Source organism: Carnobacterium sp. FSL E2-0243 (genome assembly GCF_038003605.1).
In the GTDB taxonomy this organism is placed as follows: Bacteria; Bacillota; Bacilli; order Lactobacillales; family Carnobacteriaceae; genus Carnobacterium; species Carnobacterium maltaromaticum.
The window spans coordinates 1,726,100-1,749,507 of the sequence record NZ_JBBOPM010000001.1 but is presented as its reverse complement, the minus strand read 5'-3'; the positions used below and the strand labels follow the sequence as shown (position 1 = coordinate 1,749,507).

19 protein-coding genes are annotated in these 23,408 nt (G+C 35.4%); 2 read left to right on the top strand and 17 right to left on the bottom strand.

Annotated elements, in window-relative coordinates; translation table 11 throughout:
• Positions 1 to 2 precede the first annotated feature (2 nt).
• The 8 genes from MHI00_RS08145 to MHI00_RS08110 all read right to left on the bottom strand — a co-directional run bounded on the left by MHI00_RS08145 (position 3) and on the right by MHI00_RS08110 (position 9,227).
• Positions 3 to 1,280 carry a dihydroorotase gene (locus MHI00_RS08145; RefSeq protein ID WP_341112626.1) on the bottom strand — a complete coding sequence of 426 codons (1,278 nt, stop codon included), beginning with the start codon at positions 1,278 to 1,280 and terminating at the stop codon, positions 3 to 5.
• 128 nt (positions 1,281 to 1,408) lie between these two features.
• A complete protein-coding gene (locus MHI00_RS08140) occupies positions 1,409 to 2,323 on the bottom strand; it encodes an aspartate carbamoyltransferase catalytic subunit (protein WP_056998818.1) in 915 nt (304 codons plus the stop codon).
• 68 nt (positions 2,324 to 2,391) lie between these two features.
• A complete protein-coding gene (uraA, locus tag MHI00_RS08135) occupies positions 2,392 to 3,702 on the bottom strand; it encodes a uracil permease (RefSeq protein ID WP_201730556.1) in 1,311 nt (436 codons plus the stop codon).
• A 202-nt stretch (positions 3,703 to 3,904) separates the two neighbouring features.
• Positions 3,905 to 4,453 carry a bifunctional pyr operon transcriptional regulator/uracil phosphoribosyltransferase PyrR gene (pyrR, locus tag MHI00_RS08130; RefSeq protein WP_010053777.1) on the bottom strand — a complete coding sequence of 183 codons (549 nt, stop codon included), beginning with the start codon at positions 4,451 to 4,453 and terminating at the stop codon, positions 3,905 to 3,907.
• Between the two features lie 219 nt (positions 4,454 to 4,672).
• A complete protein-coding gene (locus MHI00_RS08125) occupies positions 4,673 to 5,587 on the bottom strand; it encodes an RluA family pseudouridine synthase (RefSeq protein WP_341112619.1) in 915 nt (304 codons plus the stop codon).
• Positions 5,588 to 5,607: 20 nt separating this feature from the next.
• The gene (gene lspA, locus MHI00_RS08120; protein WP_283644799.1) at positions 5,608 to 6,069 is read right to left on the bottom strand and encodes a signal peptidase II; all 462 of its coding nucleotides are present in this window, start codon (positions 6,067 to 6,069) and stop codon (positions 5,608 to 5,610) included.
• 428 nt (positions 6,070 to 6,497) lie between these two features.
• Positions 6,498 to 7,856 (bottom strand): L,D-transpeptidase family protein, encoded by a 1,359-nt coding sequence (locus MHI00_RS08115; RefSeq protein WP_341112617.1) that lies wholly within the window; start codon positions 7,854 to 7,856, stop codon positions 6,498 to 6,500.
• 156 nt (positions 7,857 to 8,012) lie between these two features.
• Positions 8,013 to 9,227, bottom strand: a complete 1,215-nt coding sequence (locus MHI00_RS08110) for a pyridoxal-phosphate-dependent aminotransferase family protein (RefSeq protein WP_201730555.1) — start codon at positions 9,225 to 9,227, stop codon at positions 8,013 to 8,015.
• A gap of 285 nt (positions 9,228 to 9,512) precedes the next feature.
• Here MHI00_RS08110 and MHI00_RS08105 point away from each other — a divergent pair, with 285 nt between their 5' ends.
• On the top strand, positions 9,513 to 11,153 hold the full coding sequence (locus tag MHI00_RS08105; protein WP_010053771.1) for a PucR family transcriptional regulator: 1,641 nt from the start codon (positions 9,513 to 9,515) through the stop codon (positions 11,151 to 11,153).
• 53 nt (positions 11,154 to 11,206) lie between these two features.
• Here MHI00_RS08105 and arcC read toward each other — a convergent pair whose 3' ends face one another.
• The 9 genes from arcC to allC all read right to left on the bottom strand — a co-directional run bounded on the left by arcC (position 11,207) and on the right by allC (position 22,143).
• Positions 11,207 to 12,148: a carbamate kinase gene (gene arcC / locus MHI00_RS08100; protein ID WP_010053770.1), complete on the bottom strand. Its 942-nt coding sequence runs from the start codon at positions 12,146 to 12,148 to the stop codon at positions 11,207 to 11,209.
• Positions 12,149 to 12,150: 2 nt separating this feature from the next.
• Positions 12,151 to 13,029, bottom strand: coding sequence for a DUF2877 domain-containing protein (locus MHI00_RS08095; RefSeq protein ID WP_056998822.1), 879 nt, complete (start codon positions 13,027 to 13,029; stop codon positions 12,151 to 12,153).
• 66 nt (positions 13,030 to 13,095) lie between these two features.
• Positions 13,096 to 14,358, bottom strand: coding sequence for a YlbE family protein (locus MHI00_RS08090; RefSeq protein ID WP_010053768.1), 1,263 nt, complete (start codon positions 14,356 to 14,358; stop codon positions 13,096 to 13,098).
• 31 nt (positions 14,359 to 14,389) lie between these two features.
• The gene (fdrA, locus tag MHI00_RS08085; protein WP_315529246.1) at positions 14,390 to 16,147 is read right to left on the bottom strand and encodes an acyl-CoA synthetase FdrA; all 1,758 of its coding nucleotides are present in this window, start codon (positions 16,145 to 16,147) and stop codon (positions 14,390 to 14,392) included.
• 29 nt (positions 16,148 to 16,176) lie between these two features.
• Entirely contained in the window at positions 16,177 to 17,226 is a 1,050-nt protein-coding gene (gene allD / locus MHI00_RS08080; protein WP_341112609.1) for an ureidoglycolate dehydrogenase, read from the bottom strand.
• A 110-nt stretch (positions 17,227 to 17,336) separates the two neighbouring features.
• Positions 17,337 to 18,410: an ureidoglycolate dehydrogenase gene (gene allD / locus MHI00_RS08075; RefSeq protein WP_341112608.1), complete on the bottom strand. Its 1,074-nt coding sequence runs from the start codon at positions 18,408 to 18,410 to the stop codon at positions 17,337 to 17,339.
• Between the two features lie 30 nt (positions 18,411 to 18,440).
• Positions 18,441 to 19,226: a (S)-ureidoglycine aminohydrolase gene (allE, locus tag MHI00_RS08070; RefSeq protein ID WP_010053760.1), complete on the bottom strand. Its 786-nt coding sequence runs from the start codon at positions 19,224 to 19,226 to the stop codon at positions 18,441 to 18,443.
• 96 nt (positions 19,227 to 19,322) lie between these two features.
• Positions 19,323 to 20,579, bottom strand: a complete 1,257-nt coding sequence (locus tag MHI00_RS08065) for an MFS transporter (RefSeq protein WP_010053759.1) — start codon at positions 20,577 to 20,579, stop codon at positions 19,323 to 19,325.
• Positions 20,580 to 20,904: 325 nt separating this feature from the next.
• Positions 20,905 to 22,143 (bottom strand): allantoate deiminase, encoded by a 1,239-nt coding sequence (gene allC, locus MHI00_RS08060; RefSeq protein ID WP_341112604.1) that lies wholly within the window; start codon positions 22,141 to 22,143, stop codon positions 20,905 to 20,907.
• A gap of 256 nt (positions 22,144 to 22,399) precedes the next feature.
• Here allC and MHI00_RS08055 point away from each other — a divergent pair, with 256 nt between their 5' ends.
• Positions 22,400 to 23,251 carry an alpha/beta hydrolase gene (locus MHI00_RS08055; protein WP_341112602.1) on the top strand — a complete coding sequence of 284 codons (852 nt, stop codon included), beginning with the start codon at positions 22,400 to 22,402 and terminating at the stop codon, positions 23,249 to 23,251.
• The last annotated feature ends 157 nt before the right edge of the window (positions 23,252 to 23,408 follow it).

The window sequence follows — 23,408 nt, the reverse complement described above, 5'->3', positions numbered from 1 at the left end:
TCCTATGAATAAACTACTTTTCCATCAACTAGCGTCATAACTGTATTTCCAACTACCTTCCAACCAATAAATGGCGTATTACTTGATAGTGATTTAAAATCTTTTGCATCTATTTCTTCTTCTTCAGTTAAATTGAATAATGCCAGATCTGCTGGTGCGCCTACTTCTAAACTACCTGCATTTAAATTGAAAACTTCAGCCGGTTTTGTACTCATCCAATCAATCAGTTGTAGCAAAGTGAATTTCCCAGTTTTTACAAAGTGGGTATACAACAGTTGAAAGGCCGTTTCACTTCCAACAATGCCAAATGGTGCGCCAACCATGCTTCCTGATTTTTCTTCTGCGCTGTGGGGAGCGTGGTCTGTTGCAATAAAATCAATTGTGCCGTCTAGTAGTCCTTCAATCAATGCTTCGCGATCATCAGTCCCTCTTAATGGTGGATTCATTTTATAAATGGCTGTATCACTTGGAATATCTTCTTCGGAAAGCAACAAATGATGAGGTGTTACTTCAGCAGTGACATGAATACCAGCTTTTTTCGCATCGCGGATAACTCGCACACTTTCTTTTGTTGAGACATGGCACACATGGTAATGAGCACCAGTTGCTTCACTTAACAAAACATCTCGCGCAATTTGAGAGGCTTCAGTAATGCTTAAAATACCTGGTAAGTTTAACTTTTCTGATATTTTACCTTTATGCATCACTCCCCCAAAAAGTAAGGAGTCATCTTCTGTATGAGCAACAATGGCTGTATTATTTTTAGCTGCCTCTACCATGGCTAAATACATCGTTCCAGCTGGTTGAACACCCACACCATCGTTTGTAAATGCAAATGCACCTGCAGCTAGTAAGCCTGGTTGATTAACTAGTTCATCACTTTTTAAGCCTGTTGTAATAGGTGCATAATGTAAAACTTTAACAACAGCATCTTTTTTAATGAGTGCTTGTAATTCCTCAAATTTTTCAACAGTATCAGGAACAGGATTTGTATTAGGCATCGCACAAATTGTAGTAAATCCACCTCGTGCGGCAGCTTCACTACCTGTTTGAATCGTTTCTTTATATGTGAAACCAGGCTCTCTTAAATGTACATGAACATCAACTAAACCGGGGGTAATCAAAGCATCTTGACCATCAATTGTTTTTTCAGCTTGGATTCCAATCAAACTTAAATCCGTCCCAATTGCTTCAATTTTATCATCCTTAATCATTAATTCAATTGCCTCTAACTCATTACGATGGTTCACCATTTTTACATTTTTAATCCAAGTATACATTTAGTTGCCTCCAAGTTTTTATTTTTAAATTTTATTGAATTAGACCAGCTTTTCTCACACCTTAGAAAAATCAGCAAAAATAGTTTCAGTAGATAGCTACTATCCCTATTTTTACTGACCTAGTTTTTCTATTCTAAAACAGCTTCCAAGATAGCCATACGTGTATAAACACCGTTGGACATTTGTTGAACAATTCTAGAGCGTGGGCACTCAACTAATGACCCTTCTAGTTCAACATCTCGATTTACTGGAGCAGGATGCATAATGATTGCATCTGGTTTCATTTTACTTTCTCGCTCTTCAGTTAATCCATAGGTAGCTAAATATTTTTCTTTTGAGAAATTTCCGTAATATTCATGACGTTCATGCTGAACTCGTAGCATCATCATAACATCAACTTCTTCAACTAACTCGTCTAATGGCAAATACGTACCAAATTCATTGTAACTTGCATCAAACCACTCTTCTGGTCCAGAAAAGAAAACTTCTGCTCCTAATCGATTTAATAATTGCATATTTGAATTGGCCACTCTAGAATGAGTTAAATCACCCACAATTGCGACTTTCAATCCTTCAAATTTGCCAAATTCTTCATAAATTGTCATTAAATCTAATAAAGATTGGCTAGGATGTTGGCCGCTACCATCTCCACCGTTTACAACAGCTAGTTTAATCCCAGTACTTGCAATTAACTCTTCATAATAAGCTTCATCACCATGACGGATGACAGCTACATCAACACCTAAAGCAGACATCGTTAAGACCGTGTCGTAAAGTGTCTCACCTTTTTTCACACTACTAGTAGCAACTTCAAAATCAATAATATCCAAACCTAATTTTTTCTCAGCCATTTCAAAACTTTTATGGGTTCTTGTGCTATTCTCAAAAAATAAATTCACTGCATATTTTGGATGCTTAGGATGATAACTTGCTCCATTTTTGAATTCTTGCGCACGTTTGATTAAAGTCATGACTTCTTCATTGCTTAATGCTTCAACTGAAACTAGATGGTCTAATTGTAATTTTTGAATCGTTGCTGTCATGGTAATTCCTCCTTAGTATGTTGAACTTACAGAATCAGGCTTGACTATATCCTTGAATCTTATTTTGTTTATACTTTTGCTTCGTGTTCAATTTCACTTTGTGCTTTTTTTGGTAGGATTAGATTTAAAACAATTCCTACAACTGTTGCTAAACTCATCCCTGATAGGGTTAACGATCCAAATTGGAAATATGCACCACCAATTCCAATCACTAAGATAACTGAAGCGATAATTAAGTTACGTTTTTCATCAAAATTTATTTTATTATCAATTAGAATTCTTAAACCGCTTGAAGCAATAACTCCGAATAACAGGAAGCTAATTCCCCCAATAACAGGACCTGGAATACTTAAGATGACTGCACTAACTTTTCCAACGAAACCGAACAAGATGGCTAATGTTGCAGCACCTCCGATGACAAAAACACTATGAACTTTTGTTAAAGCTAAGACGCCAATATTTTCACCATAACTAGTTGCAGGTGGTCCTCCTAATAAGGAAGCAACAACTGTAGCGGCTCCATCAGCGAAAAGAGTTCTTGATAGACCTGGTTTCTTAAAGAAATTACGCTCTGTAATTTTATTTAAGACCATCAGATGACCGATATGTTCACTCATTGTGACAAATGCGATTGGTGCCATTGTCGCCAAAGCTGCTAGTGAAAAGGCTGGTTTATAGGATAAAAACGGAATTTCAAATTTCGGAACCTGGAACCAAGCTGCTTCTTGAACACCTGATAAATCAACGATTCCAAAGGCTAATGAAAGAATATATCCTCCAACTATGCCAATTAAAATTGGAATTAAGCTTAAGAATCCTTTTAAATACATGTTGCAAACAATTGTAATGGCTAATGTTGCTAAAGCGATTAAAATATATGTCACATTGTAATTTTCTGGTGCGGCTGTTGCGTGTTCATACATTGCTTGTGTTGCTGCTGTTCCTGATAAACTAAGACCAATTACCATTACAACCGGACCAACAACAATTGGAGGTAGCACTTTATCTAACCAATCAGATCCAATTAATTTAATCACCAATGCTACAACCCAGTAAACTAGCCCTGCATACAAAGCACCTTGGAATGCCGCTGGATAGCCACCTTTTTCGATGACAAGAATCATCGGTGTAATAAAAGCAAAGCTACTTCCCAGATAAGCTGGTATTTTACCTTTTGTGATTGCTATATAAAGAAGTGTACCGATACCAGATGTCACTAAGGCGATACCAGGATTCAAACCAACTAAAATTGGAACTAAGACTGTTGCTCCAAACATGGTAAAAAGATGCTGCAGGCTTAACCCAAACCAATGGATAGTGCCCGGCTTCTCATGAATATCTAAAACAACATTTTCATTTCTAAACTTTTCTTGCGACATAAACAAATTACTCCCTACTCGTTTTCATTATATTTTTTTATAAAAAGCTCTGTGAGTTCGCTCATACGAACTAGCTTACAAAAAAAGAACCTAGTGTCTGAGTGAGACTGCTAGGTTCTTCTAATTTATGCATAGAGTTAAGCCTCTAAACATAGCATAGTGTGACCTTCTGTGCCTCTCTGGACTCAGTTAAAGTTTCACTTTATTTAATTTTTTGTATACTTACTTTATCAAGCCCATCTAATTCTTCAACTTCGACTTTAATTTGCTCATCTAATGAAGTTGGGATATTTTTCCCAACAAAATCAGCACGAATTGGCAATTCACGGTGACCGCGATCAACTAATACTGCTAGAGAAATCTTACGAGGTCTAGCAATATCCATCAGAGCGTCTAACGCAGCACGAATTGTTCTACCCGTATATAACACATCATCAACTAAAATAACTTGCTTTCCTTCAATTGAAACTGGGATATTTGACCCGTTGATTTCAGGCTCACGTCCATCGCTTGTATGAACATCATCACGGTATAAAGAAATATCTAACTCACCAACTGGGATATCAACACTTTCTAATTGTTTCAAACGATCAGCAATTCTTCGAGCAATATAAATGCCTCTGGTTTTAATTCCGACTAAAACTAAATCTTCAATCCCTTTGTTTCTCTCGATAATTTCATAAGTGATTCGAGTTAAAGCACGTTTCATCGCGGCAGCATCAACTACTTCGATTTCTTTTCTTTCCGTCATGTTTAAACTCCTCTCAAATTTGGTATTGGCTCATTTCCACAAAAAAACCTCTCACCTAGTTTAAGGTAAGAGGGCACAGTTAGTCTATCTTTTACAAAAGTCTTAGCCTATTCCAAGCTTAACTTTTGTGCATGCTCCTTCTTAGCCTCACAGGACTATTGTTAAAGGAAATATTTAATTTTTTTACTGAATTAAATATACCTAATTAAGGGTTTAATGTCAATCATTATTTCTTAATTCGGTTAAAGTTTCTTCGAAAATTTCTGGAATTGGTGCTTCAAAAGTCAGAAATTCACCAGTCGTTGGGTGTTTGAAGCCCAATACTTTAGCGTGTAAAAATTGACCATGACCTTTAATCGTTTTTTTAGGACCATAAGTTGGGTCGCCCACAATTGGAAATCCAATATAACGCATATGAACACGAATTTGATGGGTTCTGCCAGTCTCTAGTTGTAATGAAACAACTGTGTAATCTTTCAATCCCTCAATTACTTTAAAATGAGTGACCGCTGGACGACCATCATCAATAATTGCTTGTTTTTTACGATCTTCCTTAGCACGTCCAATCGGTGCATCAATTGTTCCTTTTTCATGAGGAATTTCACCATGAACAAGCGCAACATATTCACGTAAAGATGTTTTATCTTTTAATTGAGCTGCTAACTTTTCATGTGCTTGGTCATTTTTAGCAACCATTAATAATCCAGAGGTGTCCTTATCAATACGGTGTACTATTCCTGGACGAACAACGCCATTAATACCAGATAAATCTTTAATATGATACATTAATGCATTGACCAGTGTTCCAGTCATATGACCTACAGATGGATGCACAACCATTCCTTGAGGTTTGTTAACAACTAATACATCTTGATCCTCATAGACAATCTCAAGGGGAATGTTTTCTGCCACAATTTCTAAAGGAACGGCTTCTGGTTCAATAATTGATATCTTATCACCTTGTTGAACTTTGTAATTCGCTTTTGACGGTTCATTATTTACTAAAGCATCGCCTTCTTTAATCCATTGCTGAAGTTGTGAACGGCTTTTACCAGGTAAAAGTTCAGTTAAAACCTTATCTAAACGTCCTTTTTCTTCATTTACTGTAAAATTATGTTCATCAGTGGTTCTCATTTTTTCAAATCCTTCTTCTGTTAAGACAGCTTTTTATTTTTTTCATCTAACAATACATAGAGAATAATTACGGCAACTCCAATACTTAAGGACATATCCGCAACATTAAAAATCGGGAAATTCATAAAATCTAAACGAATCATATCTACAACATACCCTAAACGTAAGCGATCAATAAAGTTACCCAAAGCACCTGCTAATATTAATGACAAGCCCAAAGAAAATAACCAATTGCCTTTTGCGTATTTTTGCATAATATAGATAACAGCAATTACTACTGCAAAGGTTATAATGTAGAAAAACCACATCTGACCCTCTAAAATACTCCATGCAGCACCCGTATTACGAATATACATCCATGATAAAATTCCAGGAATTACTTCTTTAACTTCATATAAATCAATATTGTTCACGACTACATACTTTGTAATTTGATCTATAACTAGAATTACAGCCGCAAGTGCATAATAAACAATCATTATATACCTCCTTGAATAAAAAGTTTGTGGAGCCGGTCAGCTCTGGCAAGAAAATAGGGAAATTTGATATGGCGTTTTTTGCCATCTCGAAATTTCATCTTTTTCTAGAAGAGTTGGCTCATAAAAACTAGCCTAATAAAAAGTTTGTGGAGCCGATTAGCTCTGGCAAGAAAATAGGGAAATTTGATATGGCGTTTTTTGCCATCTCAAAATTTCATCTTTTTCTAGAAGAGTTGGCTCAAAAGAACTAGCCTTGATAAAAATCTTCTACCTCTTATTCTACAATAATAGTGGACGTAAGGATAGCTTTTTATTCCTAGATTTAGAATTTAGTAGAATAAACAGGTTAATTTTATTAATGATAACAAATTCTTAGCCTATTTATTTTTCTAAAATGAAAAAACCATCTACCCTCAGATGGTTTATTACATTTAAAAGACTAAAACTGAGGTTCCTACAGGAGCAATAGCAAATAGTTTTTCCATAACTCCAGGTGGTGTATTAATACAACCATGAGATCCTACTGTTAAGTATAAGTTTCCCCCGTACGCTGATTGCCAATTTGAGTCATGAATTCCTACTCCATCCCAATCAATCGGCATCCAATATTTGACTGGTGTTTCGTAATCGACACCGCGCAAGATAGCATTTGGTTCACGATTCCAAATATAGAAAGCACCTGGTGGAGTGGGAGTAGTTGGCTTACCTGTTACAACGTCTGTCTCTAGAGCCACTACACCATCTTTGTAAAACCACATATGTTGATTTGTTAAATCAACCTCTACATAAGTTTTCCCAATATCAACTCCATACCCACTACCTTCATGTTTCGGCTCTCTATCTTGTAAATTCGTTTTTGTTCGTATATCAGCAACTAATGAATTGACCTCATCATTAACTAAAAACGTCCATCCATAAATTCCTGGCGGCACATCAACTATGCCCTTTTTTGTACTAACAAACTTACGAGATTTAGTTTTAGTGCTATATTTAGTTGCCAATTCTGTCAAATAACTTGTAACTTTATCTTCATCAATCACAATATTATTTTCAGCATCTAAACTAATCCACTGAAATAAACGTTCTGCCGAAATAGTTTCTTTTTGGTCAACAATTAAATAAGATATGTCTAATTTACTAAGGCTATTTGCTTCATTTGTTATTTTGATTAGCTCAGGATTATCTTTATAAATAGTTGGTTTTTGATAATAATCATCTAAACTAATCCGAGTTTCTTCTGATTCGATCGTCGTAATCAACGAAGCTTTCACTTTATCTAGATCAAATGTATTCCCCATAACTTCAGGCTTTAAGTTAAAATTACTTTCGTTTTTTTCTATTTTGGCATTCTCTGGCTTGATACGATTAGCACTCACTAATGGCAATCCGGCGAAAAATCCAGCAAAAGTTTCTTTATTGTAAGTGGTTTTTTCGAGTTTTTCTTTTTGAACTTTATTTTTCAAGATTCGAATTGGCCAACTCCACTGATCTTGTTGATCTTTTATCAGCGTTAAACTTTCAGTAAAATCATCTGTGATTCCTACGTCAGACCCAGTGAATTTAAATAATTCCATTCCACCTTCCGTGGCAACAAAAGTTTTTCCCCGATATGATTTTTGTAGCTCTTTGTTTACTTGAAAAACAGTTTTATTAGAAATATCCATATCGTTTATCATTGTTTTTGGTAAAAATTTGGTTTGATACGTTAATGCTTTTCCTGTATATATTCCTATAACTATTAATAAAGCTATACTACTAACTATAATTGCTATTTTTTTAAAAGACATCATCTAATCCTTTCTAAACCTTTAAATATAACTACAGTTACAATTATACCGTACCTTCTACTTTTTTTCAATTTCTTATTCTAGATTTAGATGCTTAATCGAACATAACTAAAAAAGCTCCAGAAAATTCCAAATTTCTGAAGCTTTTTAGTAAACTATTTATTTTTGACTATCATAGACTTTCATTGCAGCTAACGTTGCTTCACCTTTAATAATTTCTCCACCATGGTAAAGAATTGCCGCTTCCAATGCGCCAAGCGTATGAAGTACATTTTCTTTTCGACTACTATAGCCCATATTTCCAATCCGCCAAATTTTTCCTTTTAACGAACCAAATGAGCTTGCAATTTCTACGCCAAACTCGTTTAAAAGAGTGCTTCGAACGGCTTCTCCATCCACACCTTTTGGGATTTCAACACATGTAACAGTCACCATTTTAGATTTAGGGTTACCAAATAAATTAAGACCCATGGCCTTGATACCAGCCATCATAGCCTTCTCATTTAAAGAATGACGTGCATAACGCACCTCTAAAGTTTCTTCTTCAACAATACGTAACCCTTCATGGATCCCATAAATCATTGAAGTCATTTCAGTATGATGATTAATATGTTCTGGTCCCCAATAACGTTGAATTTGGCTTAAATCTAGGTAGTTACTTTTAATAAAGTCAGAGTTGCGATGTTCGTCTGACAGGCCTAATTCCATTTGATAACGTGAAGTTAAAATATCTTCTACTTTTTTATTGTAGGTAATTGGTGACATACCGGAAGGAACACTTAAACATTTTTGAGTTCCACCAACAGCTATATCAATCCCCCATTCATCAACTTTAACAGGTGCACCACAAAAAGTAGCTACTGCATCCACTAAAAATAAATGACCATTTTCTTGGCAATATTGACCAATTTCTTTAAGTTCTTGAATTTGTCCGGTTGATGTTTCACCATGAACTAAAGCAACTACTTTTGGGTTGAATTCTTTAATTGCTGCAATAACTTCCTCTGGCGAGAATGTTTCGCCCCAAGTTTTTTCAATTAATTTAACTTCACCACCCGCTCGCTCTGCTAATTCCACAAATAAATAACCAAAGCGTCCATATGCAGGGACTAAAACACGATCACCTTTTTCAACTAAACCCAACATAGCCGCTTCCAAACCTGAACGAGATGTACCATCTACAACAAAAGCCTGTGCATTTGTTGTTTCAAAAGGTGTTTTTAACAGGGTGGATACTTCCCCCATTACTCTAAAAAATTCTGGATCGTACTGCCCAATAATCGGTGTAGATAGCGCTTTTAAAACACGAGGCTCAACTTCTACTGGACCTGGTGTCATAATTGTACGCGTTGGCACTGAAAGTTGTTTAATCATATTTTTTTCCTCCAATTAAATAATTTCTAGCTAAATAGATTGATTGTATTCATTAAATTTGTTTTTTTGTATAAACTAAACGTAATTCCATAAAATTTAATGCCTATTTAGCAATTAAATGACATGTTCTCACTACTATTTTAATCGAAATCAACTTGTGAATCTTTGTTCAATACAAACAATAAAACAAACTATATTCGTTCAAACTAACTAAATTCAGATTGCTTTAACTTAAAAAAAACGGTAAGATAGGAGAATAATACCAAAGAGATAGGAGAATTTTTCATGACAACAATTGGCGAGTTATTACAAATTCCACGTTTTTCAAATATTCAAGTTCTAAACAGCCATGCAGATTTAACTAAAATAGTGGATACAATTGAAATTTCTGAAACTCCTGATGTGGCCGCATATTTACCTAAAAATGTTTTTTTACTGACAACAGCTATGGTTTTCAAAGATGACCCTAAAGGATTATGTGATATGCTTCGGTCATTAAATGCACTACCCGCAGCAGGAATCGGCATAAAGTTAGGACGTTTCATTAACGAGCTAGATCCAATGGTTTTAGCTGTTGCTGATGAATTAGGCTTTCCTGTACTTCAAATTCCCTCAACCGTTACTTTGGGTACCACTTCCCATCAATTATTATCCTATTTATGGGACACAGAAACTGAAAAATTAAATTTCGCACTAGATATTCAACAAAAATTTTCAAATATGATGATTAAAGGAGCAACTTTAACATCTTTAACCAGACATCTTGGAAGTATTTTAAAAAGACCTGTATTACTTATTAATCCTTTTCTTGAAGTCGTTGCAGAATCTCGTCATCTTCAAAATGATCCTAAATTTTCAAATACCACCATTGAAAAAATAAAGCCTAAATTGAGAGAAGCCCAATCTTCAGGCAAAGAGTATTCTTTTCTTTTAGAAGACGAGGAAGAAAACCCACTATTAGTTTCTGTTTTTCCAATTATGAGCAGTGCCTATTTCCCATATTTACTAGTTATTTTTAAAGCCGATCAAATTCCCTATCCTTTTTCACAGTTTGCTATTGAACAAGCAAATACTGTCTTATCCTATACTTTATATAAAAACTTGAAATTAACAGAAAATCTTTTAAATCAAAAGAAAGATTTTTTCTATCAATTAAGTGAAAAAAAACTACCTGCAGAAGCAAAATTAATCAATTGGTTAGATTATGGTAAAGATTACGGAATAATTAAATCCTCGTATTATCGTGTTATTATAATTAATTTTGAAGAAACCTTACTTGATCAAACGAATCAGCAACTTTCTGATGATCGTTCTTATTTAAGTTATGAATGGCTAGAAAAACAAATAAACCTGCATTTTAAAAAGGCACTTTTATTTCCTATCAAACATACCCATTATTACGCATTGCTTTTGCAAAAATCAACTAATTTGCTTGCTGATAAGTTAGTAGCGATTCATAATGGATTGATAGATCAACTCCCAATCTCCTTAAATTTTTCAATTGGGAATGAAGTAACGGACCCTGCAAGTATTCATTTTTCTTTTAGAGAAGCTATGGATGCCCTTGATATTAGCTTAAAAGAAGATGTTCAACCAGTTGTTACTTTCTTTCAATCAAAAGGTTTAAACAAGTTAATCGATTATGTACCAAAAGAAGATATTGAGCACTTTTGTTTGGTAAATTTAAAAAGTCTGGCTTTTCCTCGCAGTGAAATGAATCGTGAATTGAGGCGCACACTAAAAGTTTATCTTGAATCACAATGTGAAATCACTATCACAGCAAAAAAATTGTTTATCCATCGTAATACAGTGAAATATCGAATCGCAAAATGCGAAGAATTATTTGAATCTCCGATTAATGATCCAAAACTATCATTAAACCTACGATTAGCATTAGTACTATCTGATACAGAGGACCAAATTTAACTAAAACCCACTTACTTTTTATGTAAAAAAGTAAGTGGGTTTAATGCTATCAATTAAGCGGGTAATACACGTGTCCCAGCTTCGCCACGAAGAGCAGCAACAGCTTCATCTAAGGAACAGATAATGGATTCTTTCCCTTGTGCTGCAAAAGCAATCGCAGCTTCCATTTTAGGTCCCATACTGCCATCAGCAAAATGACCTTCTGCCATATATTTATTAGCATCTGCTAACGAAATTCCTTCTAACTTCAACTGATCTGGTTGACCATAATTTAAATATACATTTGGAACATCTGTTAAAATCATAAAAACATCTGCATCTACTTGCTCTGATAAACGTAAAGCTGAGCGATCTTTATCAATAACAGCTTCCACGCCTTTCAAAAAGCCTTTTTCATCTGCTACAACAGGAATACCTCCGCCACCTGTTGAGATTACAACAGTATCCATTTCAATTAACGCTTTAATTGCAGATACTCCATGAATTTTAACTGGTTGTGGCGATGGAACAACACGGCGATAACCACGTCCAGCATCCTCTGCCATTACCCAACCTTTTGATTTTTCTAATTCATTAGCTTCTTCTTCAGTAAAGAAAACCCCAATTGGTTTTGTCGGTTCAAGAAAAGCAGGATCTTTAGCATCTACTTCAGTTTCCGTTAATAAAGTGACAACTTCTCCTTTTACATCTGCTAATTTCAAAGCGTTTTTCAAAGTTTGTTCCATCATGTAGCCAATGAAGCCTTGTGATTCAGCACTACAAACATCAATAGGTAGAGGCGGAACAAAAGCTTTAGCTTCTTCATTTTGACGTAAAATATTTCCTACTTGCGGACCATTGCCATGAGTAACAACTACTTTATGACCGGCTTTTTTTACTTCTGCTATTAAATCTGTGCTAGTTTTAACGTTTGCTAATTGATTTTCAAATGTTGCCTCTTGGTTTGGACGTAAAATAGCATTTCCTCCAAGCGCAATGACTACGCGTTTTCCCATAGTTAACTTGCCCCTTTTTTTATGTCTTTTGTTCCAATTAATAATCCGACCAAAATCCCTGTTAAGGTATCTATCCCAGATGTATGGCCATTTTGAATTATTTTTGTAAGAATATCTGGTAAAGCAGTCTTATTTTTTGTGCCAGCTAAAACATCGATTAGTTGGTTGATTGATGTGCTAAACCGCCCTTTTAAAGCAGCTTGCAAATATGCCTCACTAATATCTGTTGTTAATTTTTCTGATGAAACGAATGTCTCTAATATAATTTCAAATTGATTATCTACTATAGAAAAACCTTTTTCAAGGCTTAACAAACCAACTAAAAAATCATCACCTGATGGAGTTAATCCTTGTCCTCGACCAATAAAGTAGTGTAATCCATGTTGAATTTCAACTGGGTTTTCTGAAAATAAATAACCAATAGCTTGTTTGTTTTCGATCATCCAATTGTCCAATATGAATTCAGTCGTAGGCAAGTATTCACCCAATCCATTTCGCTTTTTTTCTTCCTTACTTGCCCATTTAAATAAAGAATCAACTGCGTCACTATTTAGCTGACCTTTTTTTTCTAGAGCCACAGAATAAGGAGTACTATTTTTTAAGGATAGGCTATATTCTAGATTTTCTTGATTAACAAATGTTAAATTATGATAATGAAATCGAGTGTTTTTATTTAGTTCTGCTTTAAAATGAACTAAATTTCGAAACGTCAAATGAAGACCAAATGGCAATTCACCATTTTTATCTGTTCCAATAAATAATAAATTCCCAGCCTCATCTACTAAATTCACACCATTTGTAAATTCACTATGAAGTTGCCAAATACTATCTGGTATTAACTCGTTGATTCGCTCAATGGGGTATTTCCAGACCTCAATCATTTGACAACCTCCTTTCGTGAATTAAACTATTAATCAAAGCAAAACAGCTTTTTACAAACCTTATACTTAACTATCCATTCCTAATTTTTTTGCATAAGCAACAATCGCTTTTTCAAAACATTCAATTGGTGGATGGACGGTTCCTGCTCCAATTTGTCCTGCTCCAGCTTTTTTATTCGCAATTCCTGTATTGATTACTGGAGTAATTCCAGTTTCAACGACTTTACGAGCATCAATTCCTAAACAAATCCCTTGGAAATCCCAAGTTGGAACTGTGAAATTAGGGTTTTGATCAATCACAATTTCTAACATTTCATTGCTGATCGCTAATGCATCTTGGAAACCACCTGTTCCGATAAAACGAGTAACTGCAGGTGCAGCTATCATAGCCATTCCTCCAACACCAAAGGTTTCAGTAATCGCACTGTCTCCCATATCCGGGCTAGCATCTTCTCCTGTAAATCCTGTAAAGTACAGTCCTTGAGGCGTATTTACAGGGCCTGTGAACCATTCGTCACCCATCCCACTAATACGGATACCAAAGTTTTCTCCATTGCGACACATTGCTGTGACAATCGTTCCTTCTTCAATCATTCGTGCTCCATCCATAACAGCTTTAGTTGCAGCCATCATAATATTTAAGAAGAATTGATCTGTATCAGCTAAAAATTTAATTACAGCTTGACGATTCGTATCATCCATATCTAAACCAACAATAATAGGTGCCATTTCTTTTAAGAATGCTAATGATGCAGCAATGTTACGTTGATGGAATTCATCTCCCATTGCAATTGCTTTAGCAATTAAAACATTTAAGTTCAAACCATTTTCAATTGTTTTTAAAGCTTGGCTTAGTGTTGGTCCTAAAACATCGCGCATCCAACGTAAACGATTTACAACTTCTTCTGAATAAGCCCCAAAACGTAAAACTGCTCCAATACCTTCATTCATAGTACAATAAGCAAAGTTACCATCTGTTTTATTTTCAACAATAAAAACAGGCATATTGCCAGAAGTAATTCCGCCCATTGGTCCGACTGCATCGAAATGATGACATGGCATAAATTCAACTTTGCCACTCTCTAATAAGGCACGAGCACTTTCTTCATCTGTTTCCCATTCTTCAAATAATACTGCTCCAATACATGAGCCTTTCATTGGATCAGGCATGTTTTCCCACTTGATAGGTGGACCTGCATGAAGTAAGACTTTTCCTTCTAGCACTGGAATAGCTTCTTTGGCAGGAACTACATCTAATAAAAAGGGTGAAGATGCAACTACTTTAGCTGCTACCGCTTTGTTTGCTTCATCAATTGTTTTGTATGTCATTGGTATGGCCTCCTAATAATTTTAAAATGCTCTATTTAGTTTGATAATTGTTCAAGAAATATAAGACTTTTTGCAATCTTACATCTCCGCCTGCAGCTGGACGCCAATCAAATTGGACAGCTTTCCCACCCGTTTCACGGATTGCTTCTGAAAAGCTTTTTAGACCAAGGTTAATTACATAAGGCTGAGTCGTTAATAGAGCTGACACTTTTTCAGATACTTCTGGAATTGCAACAGATTCAGTTGCATCCGCTGCTTCCACTTTTTTCTCAGTGTCCGTTACTTGATAGCCTAAAATACCTAACCCTGTGCGAACAGCTTTATTATTACTTTCGCAAACAATTACGCCAGCTTCTTCTAAAATTTCTTTTTGACGCATCAAGTTTTGAGGGTCACTAGTTGTTCCAACAACCGTTCCTAGAACAACTAATTCGCGACCTGCTGCATGGGCTTTAGCTTTAACTTCTTGAATTGCTGGTGCTAATTCGCTTGCCATATCCATATGCGCGCCATAACCTAAAACAACATCTAATAAGATAATCGCCGTTTCAGCATCATCTGCAGCATGCTTAATCATTTCAATACGCTTTTCTGGATCAATCATTGGATGAGGTTTTCCTTGAGTATACATATCATCCCCTAAATCAATGATTTCATTGCCATCTGTTTTTAAAACAAAGCCATCCTGTTTAATTAAACCGTCTTTTAATTGAAGAGCATCAGCAATTAACATACCTGCTTCACTCGCTAAAGTTCCTCCTGAATAGTAGCCTTTTAAATGTTTTTGATTTGGTTGTAAGCTTACTTCTGGAATTGTAATTGATTCATCAAGCGCTGTTACTTCCTTACCATTTAAAACATCAACAGCCAATTTTGCAGCCTCTTCAAGCGTATAAGCAAAATATAGATTTTTTTCATGATGGGTTGGTTTTTCACCTAAGAAAATTGCAACAACTGGTTTTGAAACTTCTCTTAATAGAGCCACAACTTTGTCACGAACAACTTTTGCAGGTGGCTTAGAAATCACAACAATGACTTCTGTTTGAGGATCTTTTTCCAAAGCTGCAATACTATCCAACATTGTAATTCCACCAATTTTTTCAGATAAATCGCGACCGCCAGTTCCAATTGCATTCGTCACTCCTGCACCCAATTTATCAATAATTGTTGAAACTTCTTGAATTCCAGTGCCAGAAGCACCAACAATCCCTATTTTTCCAGGTCGAACAATATTTGTAAATGCCATAGGAACGCCATTTATAATTCCAGTTCCACAGTCAGGTCCCATTACTAACAAGCCTTTTTCATGTGCTTTTTGTTTCAAATGTAATTCATCTTCAATTGTCATGTTATCACTAAATATAAAGGCATTTAATCCTTCATCAAGGGCTTTTTCAGCTTCTAAAGCTGCGTATGTTCCAGGAATAGATAGTAAAGCTAAATTAGCATCTGCGCCCATTTTCATCGCTTTATCCCAAGTGCGAACCGTTTCATCTGCAACTTCATTGTCTGATGTAGCTTGAGAAGTTAAAAATTCGTCCACTTCAACTAAAACTCCATCAATAATAGAAGCATCTTCTGTATCTAAAACAATTGCTAAATCATTAGCTGACGCTTTTTCTAATTCTGGTGTGCGTAATCCACTACCGCCCATAATATCTTTATTAGCAGGTGTTCCCATCATAATAGAAACTCGATTTACACCGTCCATCGTACTAATTTTATTGGTTAAAAGCATTAAAACAACTGAGTCTTGGTAGGCATTTTCTTTAATAATTGTGTGCAACATTGAAATTCCTCACATTCTTTTTTTAATTTTTATTCAGCAAATTTATTTTTGTGATCGTATCGATCAAAATGAATGGCATCACCAATCAGATAATTATAGATGTCATCAACAATCTCAATGCCAGTTTCTTCATACTTCTTCTCACGCATTCGACCACGCTCACCAGGATAGTTAACTTCTGAAAATCCTTCACTAGGTTTAATTTCTTTGAGCTCATCTAGCATTTGACTGATGTTTTCTTTAAAGAGGTCTAAATCTGTAAAAAATGCTGGATTAATAACGATGTGTAATTGTCCAAGCTCACGACCAGCTGATAAATCATGGTACATAGAGCTGACATGTTTGCCGAATGGTAAACCCAATAACATGCCTGACAAAATATCTACCATCATCATTAAGCCATAACCTTTTGGTCCTGCAATTGGAACTAAAGCACTTACTTTGGTTGAATCAGTGGTTGGATTTCCGTTTTCATCAACTGCCCACGTATCAGGAATAGCTTCATTCCGTGAACGAGCATGAAGAACTTTACCCCAGGCTTGAACCGTTGTCGCCATATCAAAAGTAATCATCCGATCATCATGGCTTGGAGCAGCAAAGGCAATTGGATTGGTTCCAAAATAGGCTTCACTTCCACCAAAAGGCACGACCATTGGATCTGATTGACAGACAGAGATCCCAACTAAGTCATTTTCAGCAGCCATTTCAACAAAGTAGGCTAAAGCTCCACTATGTGACATATTTCGTACTCCGACAACTGCTAAACCTGTTTCTTTAGCCATTTTGATTGCCTCATCCATCGCCAACTTTGCAGCAACGTGGCCGGAACCATTATCAGCTTCAAACACACCACAACTCGGAGCTGTTTTTTTAAAACTAAATTCTGGACGATTTGTAATGCCACCCTTTGCAATTCGCTCAGAATAATATTCAACTCGAACAGCACCATGAGAATGAATGCCTCTTGCATCTGCAAAAGTCAAAACATCACTTACAATTTCAGCATGTTCTTTCGTCAATCCTGCCGCTTCGATTTTTGTTTCAATAAGTTTATGCAATTGTTTCTTTGGTATTTTCATAGTCTTCCTCCCTCTAAAATAAATTTGTCTATTCTTCCCCAAACTACTATTTATATCTGGTTAATTTAACTTCTCATTTGATAAATCAACCTAATTTTCAATTTTAGTGACTAGTCTTGCTCCCCAAAAGCACTAGCCTTGTCATAGCGATTAAAATGAATCGTTTCACTAACTAAATAGTCATAGATTTCTTTCACTATTGGAATACCCTCTTTTTTATATTTTTCAGAAACAATTTCAGATAGTTCCCCTGGATATAAAACTTGATCAAACCCTGATGCTGGCTTCGTTTTATGAAGCTCTTCCACCATTTGATTCACATCTGCTTTAAATTTATCTAAATCAGTAAAGAAGCTTGGATTAATAATAATGTGTAACTGTCCTAAATTACGACCAGCTGTAATATCAGTATACATGGAAGAAACATGTTTCCCAAATGGTAAGCCTAATAAGGTTCCAGATAAGATATCGACCATCATCATTAAACCATAGCCTTTTGGACCAGCGATTGGTAACAATGCTTTTACCTCATGAGGATTAGTTGTTGGATTGCCTGAACCATCAACGGCCCACGTATCTGGTATATCAACATTGCGAGCACGAGCATCTAAAATTTTGCCCCAAGCTTGAACCGTTGTTGCCATATCAAAAACAACAGGAGTATGATCTTTCCTAGGAGCAGCAAAGGCAATTGGATTGGTTCCGAAATAAGGTTCCGCACCACCAAAAGGTACGACCATTGGATCTGACTGACAAACTGATAAAGCAATCATATCAGCTTCGGCTGCTTGTTTAACAAAATAAGCTAAAGCCCCACTGTGCCCCATTTGGTGAACACCTACAACGCCAATTCCAGTCTCCTTAGCCAAACGAATAGCCTCTTTCAAAGCTTCATTGGACGTATAATGCCCAACTCCATTATCGGCTTCAAAAATCCCTGTACTTGGTCCAGTTTGATTGAATTTAAAATTAGGTGTTAAATTACTTCCACCTTTAGCGATTCTTTCAGCATAATAATCAACCCGAACAGCTCCATGAGAATGAATACCTCTTGCATCGGCAAAAGCTAAGGTTTCAGCTACAGTATTTGCATGTAAACTTGATAAACCTGCTTTTTCTAATTTTTTTTGAATTAATTCATGTAATTCGGATTCGGTTACTCGAACCATTTCTAATTCTGTCATGACTAAAAACTCGCTTTCTACGAATAAAATTTATATTTGTGCATCTCGGTTACAATCTTTAGAGTATAAATAACTAAAGCTTTCATCACGTCCAACTGCATAAGTTGCTTGAGGAACGTATGCTCCCATAAATAAATAGTCTCCCTTTTTAATTGGTAACCATTCATTATCTAGTACATAGACTCCAGCACCCGACAACATATAAGCACCGTGTTCTTGGACATGGGTTTCAATATAACCATGGCTAGCTCCAGGTTTAAAAGATAGAATATGGAAATTCATATCAAACCCTAAACCTTTAGGTAGTAAATCAGTTAAAAGAACATCGCTCATACCTTCATACTCTTCAGCTTGAATGTCATTTGTATTTCCAGAAACTACATGAGCTTCATATCCATCAATTGCTTCATAGCGTTTTTTATATAGGAAGAGTTCACTATTTTCGCCATAAATATTTTCTAAATACATTTTTTTTCCAGCGGGTAAGTAGACATAGCCTCCATCCGTATGAATGTATTCGTTTTCACCATCACTTATTTTAACTTTTCCAGAAAGTACATAGACAAAAGTCTCAACTCCTGGTTCACCGAATCCACGTGTATTTTTCCCATTTGGTAACAATGTAACCAAATAATCAACAAAGCTTGCACCTAATTTAGGTGATGAAAGAATTGATAGTTCACAATTTTCAAAACCTGGAATTGTATTATTCACTAAACCATCTGGTGGAATCAAAGCAAAGTTGCCTCTTCTTATAATTGAACGTGACGCTAATAAATCATCATTGTAACCTGTATTTTTATTTCTATAACCCATTTAAAAATCCCTCACTTTAATTTTCTTCTGTTTTATTGGTTGAAATGAGGCTGAGAAAGTCTCAGCCTACATTCCCAATCTATTTGCTAAAAATACTTATTCCGCTTTAGCTTTTTTATTTTTCATCATAATGTTGGCTCCTAAAAATAGAACGGTCCCAACAACCATGATAATAGCTGATAAAAAGAATCCATTAACTTTTGAACCTGTAGCATCAGAGATCACTCCTGTAACCCAAGGTGCCAATACTGAGGAACTCATACCAAAGAAATTGAATACTCCAAAAGTTGTTCCATAGCCTTTTTTCGGTGCAGTATCCCCGATATAAGAAATGATAATTGGTTCAACAGCTAATTTTCCTAATAATCCATATAACACTAACCCAACAAGTAAGACACCAGATGTAGGAGCCATAACAGTTAAAACAAGCATTGCTGCAGCTAATAATTCTAGTACAACAATAAATTGAATTTTTTTGTCTTGAAACTTATCAGATAAACGACTAAAGAACAACGCTCCAGGAATAGCTGAAAAAGCAACTAAGGCAGAAGAAAAACCAATTGCAACCCCTTCAAATCCACGTTCTTGCTGTAAAAATGATGGCAACCATGTAACAACCATATAATAGCCATAACATGTTGCGAAATAAAGAACATAGGAAGCAATCATATGTGGAGCAAATAAAGTGCTCATTGAAACTTTATCCTCAGGATCATGTTTTGCTTTAGCCGTTGGATGATTCACAACAGCATCTGGAGTCGTACGAATAACTTTTATAAAGACAATCATGATTAAGACAACTAAGATTGCTACTAAATACATCATAATTTGCCAAGGCAATCCTAATTGTTTTACTAGTAAACTTGATAAAATAAGACCGATCCCCATACCCACTGCGGAACCACTATTAATAATTGCTGTTGAAAGTCCACGACGTTCTTGCGGAATACTTTCAGATGATAATGAATAGGCAGAACCATAATAAGATCCACATCCAATACCAGCCATTAAACTTCCTGCATAAACCATAGTAATACCATTAGCATTTGCAATGACGATTGCAGCTAAAGCAAACAATGTAAAACCAGGAATTAAAACCATTTTCTTCCCAAATTTATCAACTAAAATACCTGCTGGAATTTGCATCCCTGTATAACCAAAGAAATAAAAGCTGGCAATAGCCCCTAAAGAACTATCACTAATTCCGCCACCTAAAGATAGGTTTAACTCTGGAAAAATTGGCGACAAAGCTGAACGATAAATCCAAATAACTGTCCAACCTAAACACAACATAATAATAATCTGTTGCCAATATTCCAAGCCTTTTTTCTTTGCAACTTGCTGATTCTCCATTAATAATTCCTCCTATAATAAAAAGTTTGTTGAGCCGGTTAGGCCTGGCAGAAAAATAGGGAAATTTGATGTGGCGCTTTTTGCCACCTCGAAATTTCATCTTTTTTCCGAAGGACTGGCTCAAAAGAACTGGCCTTAATAAAAAGTTTGTTGAGCCTGTTAGCTCCGGCAAGAAAATAGGAAAAATTGATATGGCGTTTTTTGCCATCTCGAATTTTTATCTTTTTCTCGAGGAGTAGGCTCAAAAAAACTAGCCTTAATAAAAAATTGACCCAAATAACTCACTAATTTATCGCATTTGGGTCAATTAAAATTTTCTGATTAACTAGTCTACATAAGCTAACTTATAAAGTGCCGCTGCCATTGTTCGAACACCCTCAACTAAATCCTCGTTTTTAGTATCTTCAGCTGGGTTATGGCTAATTCCACCAATACTTGGTACAAAAATCATAGCAGTTGGAATATGAGGTGCAATAATTTGTGAATCATGACCCGCTCCACTATGCATCATTCGATAATTAATTCCCTCAGCTTCAGAAACTTCTTTTAACACATTGATAATTTTTTCGTCCATTGGAACTGGAGGCTCATTCATCCAAAGATCAATCTCAATCTCCATTCCCATTTCCTCAGCTATTCTCTTCATATCTGCTTCAATTCCAGCTGTAAAAGCATCTAATTCAGCTTGATTGGTATGACGACAATCCATTGTGAATAGAACTTCTCCTGGAACAACATTAACTGTATTTGGTTTTGGTTCAACTTTTCCAAAAGTTAACACTAATGGTTCTCCAACCTCACGAGCCTTATCAATTGATTGAGCACATATTTTACTAAACGCGTAAACTGCATCTTTACGGTATTTCATTGGTGTCGTTCCAGCATGATTTGCCTGACCTTTTAACACAATTGTATAGCGTTTTTGTCCAACAATGCTTGTCACAACTCCAACTGATTTGCCTTCAAGCTCTAAAACATTTCCTTGTTCAATATGAATTTCAACAAATGCTTTAATATCATCACGAATTGGTTCAGACTCATCTTTAAAATCAAAACCTACATTATGCATAGCATCGACAAATTTTATGCCGTTAAAATCTGAAATATCAATAACATCTTCTTTTTTCGCTTCATTAAACAGGTTTTTACTTCCCCAAAATGCATAAGGAAAACGGCTACCTTCTTCTTCAGCCATTGAAATAACTTCTAAACTACGTAATGGTTGACCATACTTTTCTTTTAATAATTTAACTGCTAAATAGGCCGATAACACTCCGAATTGCCCATCTAACTTCCCACCGTTAACAACGGTATCAATGTGCGAACCAGATAAAATAGTTTCTTCTGGATATTTAGAACCTTCTAAACGACCAAATAAATTGCCAATAGCATCAAATTTAGTTGTCATGCCAATTTCCTCTAATTTAGCCTTGACGCCATTTTGAGCTTCTAACCATGAATCAGAGTACAATAAACGTGTTGTTCCGCCTGTAGGATCTGCGCCAATATTAGAAAGCCATTTAACACTTTCTAGTACTTCCTTATCTAAATCTAAATGAGTCATTTTTTTCTTCCTTTCTTGGATAAAATTGATTCAACTATAGGTCTTTACTACACTTATAATTGTAAGCGCTATTCATTAAGATAGCATTGTCCAAATAAGCTAAATCCATGTGCAACTCTTTGTCCATAACAGCCAAATCGCTTTAATCAATTCGTTCCTTTTGCTCTGGTACTTTAGTCTACTTTTCGTTATACTAAAATTAAATTAAACGTACAGACTACTTTTTTTAGAATGTACCAACTCTTGGAGGGATTTCATGCTCTTATACAAAGATTTTATTTTTCATACAACTGAAAAATACCAATTAGAAGCATCACTTTATCAGCCAACAGGCTCCCCTTTAAATCAAACCATCATCTATCTCCATGGCGGAGGGTTAATATGGGGTTCACGATTTGATTTACCTGAAGAATATATTCAATTATTTTTATCAGCTGGTTATCACTTTTTAACATTAGACTACCCTTTGGCGCCAGAAGTAGAACTTCCTGAGATTGAAGCTGCCATTCAAACTGGAATTAACTGGTTTTTAAATCAAGCTAATCAGAGCTTAGAATTAAAAAGTAATGAATTTATTTTATTTGGTCGTTCAGCCGGGGCTTACCTTGGATTTTTATATCAAAAAAACGTCCTAGCCGTTCAGCCAAAAAAATTCATCAGTTTTTATGGTTATCACAGTATCAATGAAGCTTTTTATTTAAGACCTAGTTCATTTTATCTTCGCTATCCTAAAATTTCTGAAGAAACAAAAAAGGCATTAATTCAAACAAAGCCTCTTGTTTCTGGGCCATTAGAGACTAGGTACGCTATTTACATGTATGCACGACAAACCGGCCGATGGATTGATTTAATTTTACAACACCAACAAAACTATTCCAACTATTCCTTAACTAATGAAGAGCTGAAAATGTTACCTCCAACTTTTATTGCTCAAAGTACTGCAGATCAAGATGTTCCCTATTCAATTGGAGCTTATTTAAATCAACATATTTTAAATAAAGAGTTTATAACAATTGAAGGTCTAGCTCATGATTTTGATAAAGACCCGAACATTAAAGAAGCTCAAATGACCTATCAAAAATTAATCGAATGGCTTTCTAAGGACTGATTTATAAAAACGGATTACTTCTCTAAAAGATAAGTAGTTCGTTTTTTTCTATAAAAAATTATTAAATATCTATTAGGTTTTAATGTGGAAATATTTAAGATACATGGAATTTATGTCAATTAGGAGTATAATTTCTAATAGAGAATACTCTCTGTAT

Bases quoted from the DNA above. Each gene is read 5' to 3' on its own strand.
- MHI00_RS08145 (WP_341112626.1), bottom strand. From the start codon at position 1,280: ATGTATACTTGGATTAAAAATGTAAAAATGGTGAACCATCGTAATGAG.
- MHI00_RS08140 (WP_056998818.1), bottom strand. From the start codon at position 2,323: ATGACAGCAACGATTCAAAAATTACAATTAGACCATCTAGTTTCAGTT.
- uraA (WP_201730556.1), bottom strand. From the start codon at position 3,702: ATGTCGCAAGAAAAGTTTAGAAATGAAAATGTTGTTTTAGATATTCAT.
- pyrR (WP_010053777.1), bottom strand. From the start codon at position 4,453: ATGACGGAAAGAAAAGAAATCGAAGTAGTTGATGCTGCCGCGATGAAA.
- MHI00_RS08125 (WP_341112619.1), bottom strand. From the start codon at position 5,587: ATGAGAACCACTGATGAACATAATTTTACAGTAAATGAAGAAAAAGGA.
- MHI00_RS08115 (WP_341112617.1), bottom strand. From the start codon at position 7,856: ATGATGTCTTTTAAAAAAATAGCAATTATAGTTAGTAGTATAGCTTTA.
- MHI00_RS08110 (WP_201730555.1), bottom strand. From the start codon at position 9,227: ATGATTAAACAACTTTCAGTGCCAACGCGTACAATTATGACACCAGGT.
- MHI00_RS08105 (WP_010053771.1), top strand. From the start codon at position 9,513: ATGACAACAATTGGCGAGTTATTACAAATTCCACGTTTTTCAAATATT.
- arcC (WP_010053770.1), bottom strand. From the start codon at position 12,148: ATGGGAAAACGCGTAGTCATTGCGCTTGGAGGAAATGCTATTTTACGT.
- MHI00_RS08095 (WP_056998822.1), bottom strand. From the start codon at position 13,029: ATGATTGAGGTCTGGAAATACCCCATTGAGCGAATCAACGAGTTAATA.
- MHI00_RS08090 (WP_010053768.1), bottom strand. From the start codon at position 14,358: ATGACATACAAAACAATTGATGAAGCAAACAAAGCGGTAGCAGCTAAA.
- fdrA (WP_315529246.1), bottom strand. From the start codon at position 16,147: ATGTTGCACACAATTATTAAAGAAAATGCCTACCAAGACTCAGTTGTT.
- allD (WP_341112609.1), bottom strand. From the start codon at position 17,226: ATGAAAATACCAAAGAAACAATTGCATAAACTTATTGAAACAAAAATC.
- allD (WP_341112608.1), bottom strand. From the start codon at position 18,410: ATGACAGAATTAGAAATGGTTCGAGTAACCGAATCCGAATTACATGAA.
- allE (WP_010053760.1), bottom strand. From the start codon at position 19,226: ATGGGTTATAGAAATAAAAATACAGGTTACAATGATGATTTATTAGCG.
- MHI00_RS08065 (WP_010053759.1), bottom strand. From the start codon at position 20,579: ATGGAGAATCAGCAAGTTGCAAAGAAAAAAGGCTTGGAATATTGGCAA.
- allC (WP_341112604.1), bottom strand. From the start codon at position 22,143: ATGACTCATTTAGATTTAGATAAGGAAGTACTAGAAAGTGTTAAATGG.
- MHI00_RS08055 (WP_341112602.1), top strand. From the start codon at position 22,400: ATGCTCTTATACAAAGATTTTATTTTTCATACAACTGAAAAATACCAA.